General features: G+C 68.2%; 14 protein-coding genes. 9 read left to right on the forward strand and 5 right to left on the reverse strand.

All coding sequences use genetic code 11. The features are described 5' to 3' along the window. The first annotated feature begins 2 nt into the window (after window positions 1–2). Genes AC2JAJ_RS08425 through AC2JAJ_RS08435 form a run of 3 tightly spaced genes read left to right on the forward strand, consistent with a single transcriptional unit; the run spans window position 3 to window position 2,220 of the window. Window positions 3–704 carry a 3-oxoacid CoA-transferase subunit A gene (locus AC2JAJ_RS08425; protein WP_486416198.1) on the forward strand — a complete coding sequence of 234 codons (702 nt, stop codon included), beginning with the start codon at window positions 3–5 and terminating at the stop codon, window positions 702–704. A gap of 1 nt (window position 705) precedes the next feature. After that, window positions 706–1,383 carry a 3-oxoacid CoA-transferase subunit B gene (locus AC2JAJ_RS08430; RefSeq protein WP_486416197.1) on the forward strand — a complete coding sequence of 226 codons (678 nt, stop codon included), beginning with the start codon at window positions 706–708 and terminating at the stop codon, window positions 1,381–1,383. Between the two features lie 24 nt (window positions 1,384–1,407). Beyond that, entirely contained in the window at window positions 1,408–2,220 is an 813-nt protein-coding gene (locus tag AC2JAJ_RS08435; protein ID WP_486416196.1) for an IclR family transcriptional regulator domain-containing protein, read from the forward strand. Between the two features lie 188 nt (window positions 2,221–2,408). On the opposite strand, the gene AC2JAJ_RS08440 is transcribed toward AC2JAJ_RS08435, so the two are convergent. Beyond that, on the reverse strand, window positions 2,409–3,746 hold the full coding sequence (locus tag AC2JAJ_RS08440; RefSeq protein ID WP_486416195.1) for an MFS transporter: 1,338 nt from the start codon (window positions 3,744–3,746) through the stop codon (window positions 2,409–2,411). Window positions 3,747–3,885: 139 nt separating this feature from the next. On the opposite strand from AC2JAJ_RS08440, the gene AC2JAJ_RS08445 reads away from it, so the two are divergent. The 6 genes from AC2JAJ_RS08445 (at window position 3,886) to AC2JAJ_RS08470 (ending at window position 9,542) form a co-directional block, all read left to right on the forward strand. After that, a complete protein-coding gene (locus AC2JAJ_RS08445; RefSeq protein ID WP_486416194.1) occupies window positions 3,886–4,722 on the forward strand; it encodes a shikimate dehydrogenase family protein in 837 nt (278 codons plus the stop codon). A 71-nt stretch (window positions 4,723–4,793) separates the two neighbouring features. Next, on the forward strand, window positions 4,794–5,573 hold the full coding sequence (locus AC2JAJ_RS08450) for an IclR family transcriptional regulator domain-containing protein (protein WP_486416193.1): 780 nt from the start codon (window positions 4,794–4,796) through the stop codon (window positions 5,571–5,573). 114 nt (window positions 5,574–5,687) lie between these two features. Next, entirely contained in the window at window positions 5,688–6,860 is a 1,173-nt protein-coding gene (locus AC2JAJ_RS08455; protein ID WP_486416192.1) for a Re/Si-specific NAD(P)(+) transhydrogenase subunit alpha, read from the forward strand. Beyond that, a complete protein-coding gene (locus tag AC2JAJ_RS08460; protein ID WP_486416191.1) occupies window positions 6,860–7,180 on the forward strand; it encodes an NAD(P) transhydrogenase subunit alpha part 2 in 321 nt (106 codons plus the stop codon). The genes AC2JAJ_RS08455 and AC2JAJ_RS08460 overlap by 1 nt, the downstream gene beginning before the upstream one ends. After that, window positions 7,177–8,550 carry an NAD(P)(+) transhydrogenase (Re/Si-specific) subunit beta gene (locus tag AC2JAJ_RS08465; protein ID WP_473694106.1) on the forward strand — a complete coding sequence of 458 codons (1,374 nt, stop codon included), beginning with the start codon at window positions 7,177–7,179 and terminating at the stop codon, window positions 8,548–8,550. Before AC2JAJ_RS08460 ends, AC2JAJ_RS08465 begins: the two co-directional genes overlap by 4 nt. Before the next feature lie 71 nt (window positions 8,551–8,621). Beyond that, complete coding sequence (locus AC2JAJ_RS08470; protein WP_486416190.1) at window positions 8,622–9,542, forward strand: diacylglycerol/lipid kinase family protein; 921 nt, start codon at window positions 8,622–8,624, stop codon at window positions 9,540–9,542. Window positions 9,543–9,560: 18 nt separating this feature from the next. Here AC2JAJ_RS08470 and AC2JAJ_RS08475 read toward each other — a convergent pair whose 3' ends face one another. The 4 genes from AC2JAJ_RS08475 to AC2JAJ_RS08490 are packed head-to-tail and all read right to left on the reverse strand — an operon-like array spanning window position 9,561 to window position 13,226. Continuing rightward, entirely contained in the window at window positions 9,561–10,286 is a 726-nt protein-coding gene (locus tag AC2JAJ_RS08475) for a maleate cis-trans isomerase family protein (protein ID WP_486416189.1), read from the reverse strand. A gap of 9 nt (window positions 10,287–10,295) precedes the next feature. Continuing rightward, complete coding sequence (locus AC2JAJ_RS08480; protein ID WP_486416188.1) at window positions 10,296–11,726, reverse strand: amidohydrolase family protein; 1,431 nt, start codon at window positions 11,724–11,726, stop codon at window positions 10,296–10,298. A gap of 31 nt (window positions 11,727–11,757) precedes the next feature. After that, window positions 11,758–12,546, reverse strand: coding sequence for an aspartate/glutamate racemase family protein (locus tag AC2JAJ_RS08485; RefSeq protein ID WP_486416187.1), 789 nt, complete (start codon window positions 12,544–12,546; stop codon window positions 11,758–11,760). Continuing rightward, a complete protein-coding gene (locus AC2JAJ_RS08490; RefSeq protein WP_221384335.1) occupies window positions 12,543–13,226 on the reverse strand; it encodes a GntR family transcriptional regulator in 684 nt (227 codons plus the stop codon). The genes AC2JAJ_RS08485 and AC2JAJ_RS08490 overlap by 4 nt, the downstream gene beginning before the upstream one ends. Window positions 13,227–13,251 lie beyond the last annotated feature (25 nt).

Genomic DNA, 13,251 nt, shown 5'->3' on the forward strand with positions numbered 1-13,251 from the left:
AAATGCTGAATTTTGTAAATTCTGTCCAGGCCGCCGTGGCCGAAATCAAGGACGGAGCCACCGTGATGATCGGCGGGTTCGGCAACGCCGGCCAGCCGTTCGAACTGATCGATGCGCTGCTCGAATGCGGCGCCACGGACCTGACCGTGGTGAACAACAACGCCGGCCAGGGCGACCAGGGCCTGGCGCTGCTGATCAAGGAAGGCCGGGTGAAGAAGATGATCTGCTCCTTCCCGCGGCAGTCCGATTCCTGGCACTTCGACGCCAAGTACAAGGCCGGCGAAATTGAACTCGAACTCGTTCCGCAGGGCAACCTGGCCGAGCGGATCCGCGCGGCCGGTGCCGGGATCGGCGGGTTCTTCACCCCCACGGGCTACGGCACCATGCTCGCCGAGGGCAAGGAAACCCGGATCATCGACGGCCGCGGCCAGGTCTTCGAGACCCCCATCCACGCCGACGTCGCCCTGATCAAGGCCCTGAAGGCGGACGGCAAGGGCAACCTGGTGTACCGCAAGACCGCCCGGAACTTCGGCCCGATCATGGCCGCTGCCGCGAAGCACACCATCGCCCAGGTCTCCGAGATCGTCCCCACCGGCGGGCTGGACCCCGAGAACGTGGTGACTCCGGGAATCTACGTCAACACCATCGTCAAAGTTGCCGGCAGCGGCAGCCCCGCTGCAAACACCAACCCGAAGGTGGCCTGAGATGAGCCTCACCGAAACCAGCATCAAGAGCTCCGAGACCCCGCTGGGCCGGGATGACCTCGCCCGCCTGGTAGCGAAGGACATCGCGCCGGGTTCGTTCGTGAACCTCGGCATCGGGCAGCCCACCCTGGTGTCCAATTACCTGACCGAGGAACAGAACATCACCCTGCACACCGAGAACGGCATGCTCGGCATGGGTCCGGAAGCCACGGGCGACCAGATCGACGAGGACCTCATCAACGCCGGCAAGATCCCCGTGACCGAGCTCCCCGGGGCGTCTTACTTCCACCACGCGGACTCGTTCGCGATCATGCGCGGCGGGCACCTGGACATCTGCGTCCTGGGCGCCTTCCAGGTCTCCGCCAACGGTGACTTGGCCAACTGGCACACCGGCGCACCCGGGGCGATTCCCGCCGTCGGCGGTGCCATGGACCTGGCCACCGGCGCCAAGGACGTCTTCGTCATGATGACACTCCTGACCCGCGAAGGCGCGTCCAAGATCGTCGAGGCCTGCACCTACCCGGTCACCGGCGTCGGTTGCGTCACCCGCGTCTACACCGACAAAGGCGTCTTCCTCACCGGGCCCGAGGGCGTCACCGTCCGCGAAACCTTCGGCTGCACCCTGGAGGAACTCCAGGAACTGGTGCCCGTCCCGCTCAAGGCCGCCGCGGCGGCCTGACGCCGGGCCCTAGGATTGGTAACCATGACCGACGCCGCAGGTACCGATACCCAGACCGCCCCGCAGGCCAGCGACCAGTACGTCCAGTCGCTCGCCCGGGGCCTGGCGGTGATCCGGGCCTTCGACGCCGAGCGTCCGGTCATGACGCTGTCCGAAGTGGCCGCCCGCACAGGACTCACGCGCGCCACCGCCCGCCGGTTCCTGCACACGCTGGTGGAGCTGGGCTATGTCCGGACGGACGGCAAGACGTTCGCGCTGACCGCCAAGGTACTGCAATTGGGCTACGCCTACCTCTCGGGGCTGTCACTTCCCCAACTGGCCCAGCCGCACCTGGAGGAACTGTCCCTCAAGCTCGGCGAATCCACGTCCGCCGCCGTCCTCGACGGCACGGACATCGCCTACATCGCCCGCGTGACCACGCGTCGGATCATGACCATCGGCATCACCGTGGGCACCCGCTTCCCGGCCTACGCCACGTCGATGGGCCGGGTGCTGCTCGCGGCACTTCCGCCCGCGGACCTCAAGGCGTACCTGGCGGCTGCGGAGATCAAGGCGCTCACTCCCCGCGCCCTGGGAAGCGTGCCGGAGTTGCTGGCCGTCCTGGACACCGTACGGGCACAGGGGTGGTGCGTGCTGGACCAGGAACTGGAACTGGGCCTGATGTCGGTTGCCGCTCCCGTGTACGACGGACCCAAGGTGGTGGCAGCGGTGAACGTGTCCCTGCAGGCCCAGTCCGTGGAGGCCAAGCCGGATCCGGACGCCTACCTGGCATCCGTGGCGCAGGAGATCAAGGCGACGGCGGCCCTCATCTCGGCGGACCTCACCGCCCGCGGCTAGGAGTTCCGGGTCGCGCAGCCTGCCCGGCCTTCACTGCGCAGGGGCAGTCCCCGCGCAGCGAGCCAGAACTTCACTGCGCAGCCCGGTACGTCCGGGCACGGCGAAAAAAGGAAAGGAACGACGGCGGGTGCTTCCCGCCGTCGTTCCTTTCCTTTTATCCCGTACCGGCTTATCCCGTACCGGCGCTGCTACCGCACGTGGTTGCCCAACTCGCGCAGCGGCGTCTTGGCGGTTTCGCGGGCCCACAGCGCACCGATCACGGCTAGGATCGACGACGCGGCCACGATCCAGGCGGCCGGGCCCCAGTTTGCCTTCTCGGCGCCGACCAGGGCGGTGCCCAGCAGCGGAGTGAATCCGGCGCAGAGGATGCCGATCTGGAGCCCGATCGCCATGCCGGAGTAGCGCACCTTGACGTTGAAGAGCTCGGAGAACCACGCCGGGTAGATCGCGTTGGACATGGCGTAGGTTCCGGCGGTGATCAGGGTGCTGGTCAGGAAGATCATCGGGATGTTCCCCGTGGAGATCACCGAGAAGTACACGAAGATCATGGCGCCGGAGCCCAGGACGCCGCCGATGAAGATGGGCCGGCGGCCGAAGGTATCGGACAGCCTGGCCATGAGCGGCTGGCTGGCGATGGCCAGGACGTTGCCCAGGATGCTGACCCAGAGCATGGTGGAGGCGGGAACGCCCACTGAGACAGCGTAGGCGAGGCCGAACGACTGCATGAACGTGTTGGTGACGGTCTCGAAGGACATCAGCGCCACCTGGAAGAACTGCGCCGGGTGGGTCTGGAACATCTTGGCGAAGGGAAGTTTCACCAGTTCGCCGTGGTCGTGCTTCTCCTCGAAGACTTCCGGCTCCTCCAGCGAACGGCGCACCAGGTACGCGACGATGAGCACGACGAGGGAGAGCCAGAACGGGATCCGCCAGCCCCAGGCGAGCCGGTCGGCCTCGCTCATGGCAGCGACGGGCAGGAACGCCAAGGAAGCCAGGACGATGCCGGCGGAGATGCCGCTCATTGCGAAGCTGGCGAAGAACCCGCGGCGGCCTTCAGGTGCTTCCTCGGTGGAGAGTGCCGAGGCGCCTGCTGTCTCGGCCCCGGCCGACAGGCCCTGCATCAGGCGAAGCACCACCAGCAGCGCGGGGGCCCAGTAGCTGGCCGTGTTGAAGTCGGGCAGGACGCCGATGAGGAACGTGGCACTGCCCATCAGGACGAGGGTGAGCACCAGGGTGTTCTTGCGGCCGATCTTGTCGCCGAGGTGGCCGAACACCACCGCGCCGAACGGGCGGGCCACGTACGCGACGCCGAACGTGGCGAAGGACGCGATCAGGGCCACGGTTGGGTCGCCCCCCGGGAAGAAGATCTTCGAGAAGACCAGGGAGGCGGCAGTGGCGTAAATGAAGAAGTCGTAATACTCCAGGGCGCCGCCAAGGAAGGCGGCCAGCGCTGCTTTCTTGGCGCGCTTGAGCTGGCGCTGTGCCTCAGGCGTGGACTGGGCCTGGGCTCCTGCTGCGATGTTGGTCATGGTGGGGTTCCTTCCACGCTGAAGGTGGGGATATTTTTCCTAATTTGTACGCATACCGAACGGGTGTGCGAAATGCGTCTGAAAAGAGGATACTAGCTGGTGACACCAATCACAATGCCGTCCCGCGAAAGGTGCACCAATGGAACCCTCCACGGAAGCTTCCCGCCTGGTCCTGGTTGGCTCAGCCGCCTCCAAGGCGATGTCCCCGGGCCTGTGGAACCCCGTACTGCAGAAACTCGGCAGCGGCTGGACCTACGAAGCGTGGGACGTTCCACCAGGGGGTGACCTGGCAGGAGTCCGCCGCAGGCTCCTGGATCCCGGGATCGTCGCCGCCAACGTCACCATGCCGCACAAGCACTGGGCGGCGGAAACAGCGGATGGGGCAACGGATGCCGTCCGGCGAAGTGGCGCCTGCAACCTGCTGGTCCGGCAGGCGGGTGAGCTGGTGGGCCACAACACCGACATCACGGCGGTGAGTGTGCTGCTGGGCCGGCAGTTCCAGCGCCATGCCCTGCTGCTCGGGGCCGGGGGAGCTGCCAGGGCAGTCCTGGTGGCACTCAGTGGAAACGTTGGCACCGTCTCCATCACGGACCGCGATCCCCGCGCCGCGGAGGAGTTGCTGGCTCTTGCCGGCAGTCTCGGCGTTGACGCGCGCAACGTCACCTGGCAGCAGGCGCAGGACCTGGCCCGCGATGTGTCATTGGTGGTCAATGCCACCCCCATCGGCAAGGACGCCTCTGATGCGCCGGCCTGGGGCGGGAAGCCCCTTGCTCCAGACGCCGTCCTGTACGACTTCGTCTATGCGGGCCACACCACGGCGAGCGTTGCCCGGGCCCGTGAGCTGGGCATCCGGTCCGTGGACGGATGGGACCACCTCCGTGAGCAGGCCGTAGCCATGGTGCCCCTCCTGGGGCTCGACGGACAGGCCCGGGTGCTGCTGCAGCAGACGCTGGAGCGGCTCCGGGCGGCGATATGATCGGACAGGCGCTGGAGCCCGGCGGACCTGTACGGGTGCGCCAAACCGTCGGGAGAGGAACCACAGTGCCCATGGAGGAGCAGGCAGCCTACTTTGTGAAGTCGGTTGAGAAGGCCTTCGACGTGCTGCTCGCCTTCACCCCCGACCAGCCGCGGCTTACCGTGTCGCAGGTCGCTGCCCGGACCGACATGACCCGTGCCTCTGCGCGCCGGTTCCTGCTGACCCTGGCGGATCTTGGTTACCTCCGTGCCGAAGGCCAGGCCTTTGAACTGACCGCCCGGTCGCTGGACGTCGGCCGCGCCTACCTTGCCAGCCTCACCTTGCCCGGAGTGGCGGAGCCGCACCTGAAGGAACTGGCCGAGGAGCTGAACGAAACCACTGCCCTCTGCATCCTCGACGGCGCCGACGTGGTCTACGTCGCCTGCGTGCCGTCGCCGCGGCTGCTGAGCGTATCGATCACCGTGGGCACGCGGTTCCCGGCCTGGGCCACCTCCATGGGCAGGGTGCTCCTCGCCGGACTGCCCCCGGCGCGGCTCGAGGAGTACCTCCGCACGGTCCAGCTGCACCGCTTCACCGACCACTCCATCGGCAGCGTTGAGGACCTGCGGACCGAAGTCGAAGCGGCCCGCATCAAGGGCTGGTCCATGGTTTCCCAGGAACTCGAGGAAGGCCTGCGCGGCGTGGCCGTGCCCGTGCGGCGGGGAAACGAGGTGGTGGCCGCGGCCAACGTCTCCCTGCAGACCCACCGCGCCGCGGCCCAGGACATCGAAGCATCGGTCCTTCCCCGGCTGCTGGAGGCCGCGCGGCGGATCGCCCTCGATTACGGCGGCCCGGTCCGCGGCAGCAGATAACTGTTTGCCACCAAGCCCGCCGCCCCACTCCCGCAGCAGTCCCCGGCGATCTAGACTCAAGCCAGCGCGTGCAGCAGAGCCGCCGCCGCGCTCGTCAGGAAGGGGAGTCGGCGGGTGAAACTGGGCATTCCGCGGGAACGGCGGGAGGGCGAACGGCGCGTTGCCGCCACCCCGGATACGGTGAAGCAGCTGGCGGGCATGGGCCTGGAGGTGCTGGTGGAGGCCGGCGCCGGGGAGGCCGCCGGGCACCCCGACCTGGACTACCGGCAGGCCGGCGCGGCCATCGTCCCCCAACTGGACCCCCGGGCCATCGACGTCCTGGCCCATGTCCGCCCCCTGGACCCGAACATGGCCGCGGCACTCCCGCGGGGAGCCGTGACGGTTGGCCTCGCGTCGCCGTCGTCCGAACTGCCCACCGTGCAGGCGCTCGCGGACGCCGGCGTCACGTCCTTCGCCCTGGAACTCGTGCCCCGCATCTCGCGCGCCCAGTCCATGGACGCACTCAGCTCCCAGGCGCTGGTGGCCGGCTACCGCTGTGTCCTTGAAGCGGCCATCCGGCTGCCCCGGTTCTTTCCGCTCTACATGACGGCGGCCGGCACGGTTCCGCCGGCACGGGTACTGGTCCTCGGGGCCGGCGTGGCCGGGCTGCAGGCCATCGGCACCGCCAAGCGGCTGGGTGCGCGGGTCTTCGCCAACGACATTCGGCCCGCCTCGGCGGATGAGGTGGCCTCGATGGGCGGCACCTTCATCCGGCTGGACCTTGAGACGGCGGAGGCCGCCGGCGGCTACGCCCGGCAGCTGAGTTCCGACGCCGGGACCCGCCAGCGGCAGCTGCTGGCACCCCACGTGGCGCAGGCGGACGTTTTGATTACGACGGCGGCAGTCCCCGGGCGCCCCGCACCCCTTTTGGTGACCCGCGAGATGGTGCAGGGCATGCGTACGGGATCGGTCGTCGTCGACCTCGCCGCGGAGTCCGGCGGCAACGTGGAGGGATCGGTGCCCGGCCAGGACATCCCGATCCCCACCGCCGACGGCACCGGGACTGTCACCCTGGTGGGCCTGAAGGACCCGGCCTCGGCCATGGCGTCGGACGCCTCCCGGCTCTACGCCAAGAACGTGGCCAACCTGCTGTCCCTGCTGGTCCGCGACAGCGCACTCACCCTGAATTTCGACGACGAAGTGGTGGCCGGTGCCTGCCTGACGCATGACGGCGCAGTGCGGCACCAGCCCACGGCCGCGCTGCTTGCTGAACGGGCGGCGGCCACGGCACGGGAAGGAGCGCTCTGATGGACGGCATTGCCCTGCTGACGGTGACGGTGCTGGCGGTGTTCGTCGGCTTCGAGGTGGTGTCCAAGGTGTCCAGCACCCTGCACACGCCGCTGATGTCCGGCGCCAACGCCATCCACGGCATCATCCTGGTGGGCGCCATCATCGTGGCCGGCCAGGCCGCGGAGCCGCTGGTCCTGGCCGTGGCGCTGCTCGCCGTCGTCCTCGCCACCGCCAACCTGGTGGGCGGGTTCGTGGTGACGGACCGGATGCTGCACATGTTCCATGCCAGGAAGGACGCGGGCCAGGCGGCCGCCGCCCGGAAGGCAGGCGGCAAATGAGCCTCCTCGACCCCGTCTGGACCTCCCTGCTGTACCTCGCGGCCGCGGTCTGCTTCATCCTGGCGCTGCGCGGGCTCAGCTCCCCGCGCACTGCCCGGCGGGGGAACCTGGTGGGCGCCCTCGGTGCCCTGATCGCCGTCATTACCGTCTTCCTGTCCGTCCGGATGGACAACATTCCGTGGATCCTGGGCGCCATCGCGGTGGGCAGCGCGGTCGCGGCGCCCGTGGCCAGGCGCGTGAAAATGACCCAGATGCCGCAGTTGGTGGCGCTGTTCAACGGCGTCGGCGGTGGTGCCGCTGCCCTGGTGGCCCTCCTGGAACTGGGACACACGGACAATCCCTGGGTCCGGCTGGCCATCGTGTTCACGCTGCTCGTGGGGGCGGTGTCCTTTGCAGGCTCCGCGGTGACGTTCGCCAAACTGCAGGAGCTGATGACCACCCGGCCCGTGGTGTTCCCGGGACTTCCGGTGGTGATGGCACTGGTGCTGCTCGCCGCGGTGGCCTGCGGTGTGGCCGTGGTCCTGGCCGGTTCGCCGGTGCTCGCGGGCCTGCTGCTGCTCCTGGGGCTGGCGGCCGGCGTCCTGCTGGTGCTGCCGGTGGGCGGCGCGGACGTACCCATCGTCATCTCGCTGCTGAACGCCTTCACGGGCCTGGCGGTCGCGGCGTCCGGCGTGGTGCTGGGCAACGTGCTGCTGGTGGTGGCCGGCACCCTGGTGGGCGCGTCCGGTACCATCCTCACCCGCGCCATGGCGGCGGCCATGGGGCGGAGCGTGGCGGGCATCCTGTTCGGCGCCTTCCGGGGAGGTTCGACGGCGGGCTCCACGGCCGTGAGCGAGCGCCCGGTCCGTTCGTCCTCGCCTGAGGACGTGGCAGTCCTGCTGGGATACGCCCAGCGGGTTATCATCGTGCCCGGCTACGGGCTGGCCGTGGCCCAGGGGCAGCACACTGCGGCGGAGTTGGCGCAGGCCCTTACAGCGCGGGGAGTCGACGTGGACTTCGCCATCCACCCGGTGGCCGGACGTATGCCGGGGCACATGAATGTGCTCCTGGCGGAGGCGAACGTGCCCTACGAATCGCTCAAGGAGATGGGCGACATCAACCCGGAGTTCAAGACGACTGATGTGGTCCTGGTGGTGGGGGCCAATGATGTGGTGAACCCGGCAGCCAAGACCTCATCCGGCTCGCCCATTTACGGGATGCCCATCCTGGAGGTGGCGCAGGCACGGCAGGTGGTGTTCCTCAAACGCTCCATGCGGCCGGGTTTTGCCGGCATCGAGAACGACCTGCTGTATGAACCGCAGACCTCGCTGCTGTTCGGGGACGCGAAGGACTCCCTGGCCCAGGTGCTGGGTGCGGTCAAGGCCTTGTAGTCCGGAACCGCACCCGCGGCGGGTTACCCTTCTTTCAGAAGCTTGCTTTCAATCCGCCATCAGAGGACGCCATGACTGACACCAGTTCCCCTTCGCCCAAACGTGCCGCCGTGGTCATCAATCCCGCAAAGACGGTGGATATCGACGTGCGCGAACTCATGGCCAAGCACTGTGAGGAAAACGGCTGGGGCGAAACCCTGTGGTTCGAGACCACGGAGGAGGACCCCGGCGTCGGGCAGGCCAAGGAGGCGCTGGCCCAGGGGGCGGACCTCATCATCGCGGCCGGCGGCGACGGCACCGTCCGCTGTGTCGCCGAAGTCCTTGCCGGCGGGGATATTCCCATGGGACTGCTGCCGCTGGGCACGGGGAACCTGCTGGCCCGCAACCTGGGCATCGACGTGACCGACTTCGACGGAGCCCTGTCCGGAGCCCTGGTGGGCACGGAACGGAAGATCGACGTGGTCCGCGCCCGCCGGAGCGACCCGGACAAGGACCAGGTGTTCCTGGTGATGGCTGGAATGGGCTACGACGCCACCATCATGGCGGACACGAACCAGGAACTGAAGCACAAGGTGGGCTGGCTGGCCTACGTCGATGCCGGGATCCGGAACCTGCCCGGAAAACCGGTCAAGGCCACCGTGCTGATCGACGGCAAGAGGGTTGTCCACCGGGGAGTCCGCAGCGTGATGGTGGGCAACTGCGGCAAGGTCCAGGGCGGCCTGGAAATCTTCCCGGAGGCCAAGATTGACGACGGCCTGCTGGACATCGCCGTCCTCGCCCCCCACCACGGCAAGCTGGGCTGGCTGTCCGTGCTGGCCGGCATCGTCGGCAAGGGGAAGACCAAGGACACCGCCGTGGAGTACTTCCAGGGCAAGACGGTGGAGATCACCCTGGAGCACAACGACAACTACCAGCTGGACGGCGACCACGAGGGCGAGAACAAGCACGTCCGGATGACCATGGAGCCCGGCGCCCTCACGCTGCGGATGTAGTCCGCCGGGCAGCGTTGTTCAGCCCAGCAGCCTGCCCCAGCGCGGTTCCAGCAGCGGCGCGCCGGCCAGCTTCAGCGCATGCCAGAGGGTGACTGCCACCGAATCCAGAACGGGCACTCCAGTGCTTTCCTCGACCTCCGCCGTGATGTTGGCCCCGTAGAGGTTGGTGCAGAGGTACACCAGGGCATCGGGTGAGGCGGCTGCGAGTTCCAGGGAGCCGGGGCGCATCTCGTCGTCGGTGACCCGGGCGAAGGACTCGTTGTCGCTCAGGTCCAGTGCCCGGTGGTCCACGGTCTTGATGCCTTCGCGCTCATAGGAAGCGATGACCTGGCGGTTCACGTCCTCCGTGTAGGGGGTGAACAGCCCGATCCGCTCGGTGCCGAAGATCCGGAAGGCCTCAAGGTAGGCCAGGGTGGAGGTGGTGGCCGGGATGCCGGTGGCGCCACTGATTTCGGCGGCCAGTTCGTGGTCGTGTGCGGCTCCCAGCCAGGAACCCGAGGTGCCGTTCCAGGCAATCACGTCCACGTCCGCCGTCGCCAGCAGCTTTGCCGCTTCGCGCATGACGGCGGGATCGAACTGCCGGTCGGAGGAGTCATCCAGGGCGATGCGGGTGACAGGGATCCGGGTGAAGTGCACCGTAACGTCGGTGCGTGCGCCGAGGATGCGGTAGGTCTGCGGTTCTAGGCAGGTGTTGGAGGACGGCACGATCATGCCGATACGGAAGGGGCGTGTGGTTGCGGGCATGCGGTGCTCCTAGGAGATGGCGGCGGGCAGGTGGGCGGCTTCGGCGGCGGCGGACTGGTGCTGCCGGAAACCGTTGCGGGCCACGAACCGCCCTGCGGCTCCGGGGTCGTGGAAGCCGTCTGCGTCCAGGACCACCCGGCCATTGGAAACCACGACGGCGGGCCAGCCGGTGAGTGCCTTGCCGTCGAAGGGTGAGAAGTCCGTTCCCATGTGAAGTGCGCTGCCGTCCACGGTGCGTTCCTCGGCGGGATCGAAAACCACCAGGTCGGCGTCGAACCCTTCGGCGATCACGCCCTTGCCGGGCAGGGCGTTGATCCGGGCCGGTTCGGCGGCGAAGGCGCTGACGAACTGTTCCACCGTGGCGCCGGCGGCGGTCATCGCCGTGAACGTGACGGGCATCCGGGTTTCCACGCCGGGCAGGCCGTGGGGCATGAAGCGCACGTCGTCGGTGCGTTCGCGCTTCTGGGAGAGGTCGTAGCAGGAATGGTCGGAGGAGATGGTGTGGATGGCGCCGGCGGCCAGGCGTTCCTTGAGGGCGGCCACCGTTTCGGGGTTGCGCATGGGCGGGCAGCAGGCGAACCATTCCGGGAAGGCCGAGGAGTAGACGGAGTCGTCCAGCGTGACATAGTGCGGGCAGGTTTCGGAGAAGGCTTCGAGGCCGCGTGTCCGGGCTTCGGACACCAGGTCCACCGCGCCGGGGGTTGACTGGTGAACGAAGTACACGGGTGCACCCGTGTATTCGGCCAGGGCCAGGGTTTCCTTGACCGAGATTTCTTCGGCCAGTTCGGGCCGGGTCCGGTGCAGGTGTTCGATGCCGATCCGGCCGTCCTGCGCGTGCTGCTCGGTGCAGTCCGTGATGATGGGGTCGTGTTCGGCGTGGATGTAGGTGAGGCCGTCCAGCCTGGCCATTTCCCGCATGACTTTCAGGATCGTGTCCCCGTCGGCCATGGTGGTCCCGCGGTTGGTGGTGTACATCTTCACCGAGCGCACGCCCTCGGCGGCCAGCTGCTCAAGCTGCCAGGGGACTGTTTCGTCCCAGCTGATCACGGCCCCGTGGAGGGCCACGTCGCAGCGGGAGTCGGTGGCCAGTTCCTTCTTGTGCAGGACGGCGGCCAGGGGGGTTTCCTGCGCATCCCGGGGGATGCCGAAGTCGATGATGGTGGTGGTGCCGCCCCACAGCGCGGCGGTGGATGTGGTCCGGTAGTCGTCAAGGGTGCGGAAGCGCCCGGTCACCTGGGCCACGTGGCAGTGCCCGTCCACGCCGCCGGGAATGACGAGCTTGCCGGTCGCGTCGATGGTGCGGTCCGCGGCAGGCGCCGGTTGGGCGGCGTCGAGGAGGGCGGCGATGCGCCCGTTTTGCACCACGATGTGTGCTGCCTGGCGGCCGGAGCTGTTGACCACCGTGGCGTTGGAAATGACGAGTTCTGGCTGGTTGGACATCGGTGTCCTCCTTGGATGGTTGAAGTCTGGATCAGGCGGAGGGCTGGGGCAGGGCGGCGTTCTCCTGGCGGGCGGCCAATGCCGCCTCCAGGTTGCCGGACAGGCCCTTGCGGTCCTTGGCGGGGGGTGCGGCGAAAGCGCCGGCGCGGTGGGGGCCGGACTGCAGCCCGGCCACTGCCTCCGCCATGCGGACGCCCGCGGAGATTCCGTCCACCACGGGGACGGGGATCCGGCCGCGCAGGTCCCGGGCCAGTCCGGCGAGCGGGGCACCTGCCAGGATGACGACGTCGGCGCCGTCCTCGGTGACGGCCTGCAGGCTGAGTGCCAGGAGGGTTTCCTTGAAGTCCTGCTGGACGGCGCCGATGCCGTTGAGGGATTCGTTGATGGAGCGGATGGAGGCGAGCCGGCCGGCCAGGCCGAATCCTTCCACGCATTCGCGGTACCAGGGTTTGATCCGGTCGGAGATGGCAATGATGGAGAAGCGGTGCCCCTGCAGCGCTGCTGCGCACAGCGCGGCCTCGGTGATGCCGATAACGGGCACCGCTGCGAGCTCCTTCAGGGCCGGCATGCCAGGATCGCCGAAGGCTGCCACCACGATGGCGTCCACGGGAGCCGCTCCGGGGCGGGTGTGTTCGGCGATGACCTCGGCCACCGCCCCCGCGGCGATGAGGGATTCGAAGCGGGTTTCGATGTATTCGACGCCGTGGCCGGCGGTCCGGAGTACCAGCTCCGTGCCGGGGGCGGCGGACCGGAGCGCTTCGGCTTCGATCAGGGCCGTGACATCGTCGCTGATGTTGGGGTTGATGACCAGGAGTTTCATTTTCTCTTCCGGTGGAATTCTGGTTCGGTCTTCTGGAAGTCCTCGGGGAACTGTTCCCGGTACTTCCCGATGTGGGACGCGGACTGGGCGGCCGCCCGGTCCGGGTCGCCGCTGGCGATGGCGGCGTAGAGCTCGCGGTGTTCGCGGATGAGTTCGGGCAGGTCGCTGACGTGGCGGAACAGCCAGTGCATGCGGCCCTGCAGCGGCTCCAGGGCGGATTTGAGGAAGTTGTTGTCGGCGATGCCGGTGATGGCGTCGTGGAATTCGCTGTTGGAGCGGTGGGCCTCCATCACCGCCCCCTTGGCGAGGAAGCCCTCTGCGTCGTCCAGCAGCCCCTTGAGGTAGGCGAGGTCGTCGGCGGTGGCCCGCTTGGCCGCGAGCCGGCAGGCCAGCACCTCCAGGGATTGGCGGACGTCGAAGAGGTCCTCCACGTCCTTGGGGCTGAGGCTGCTCACTTCCGCCCCGCGTGCGCCGCGGTCGCTGATAAGACCCTCCTGGCGGAGCATGCGCAGGGCCTCGCGGACCGGCAGCCGCGATACGGAGAATTCGGCTGCCAGGTCGCGTTCCACCAGCCGCGTGCCGGGAGCGTAGTGCCCTTCGAAAATCCGGGTGCGGAGGGTGTCCCGGACAGTCTCGCGGAGGGGGCGGTCCTTGTCCTGGGTCTCTTCTGCGGTCAGCATGGTGCTCCATTCGGATTTTGTGTGG

This window comes from Arthrobacter sp. MOO21 (genome assembly GCF_057369995.2).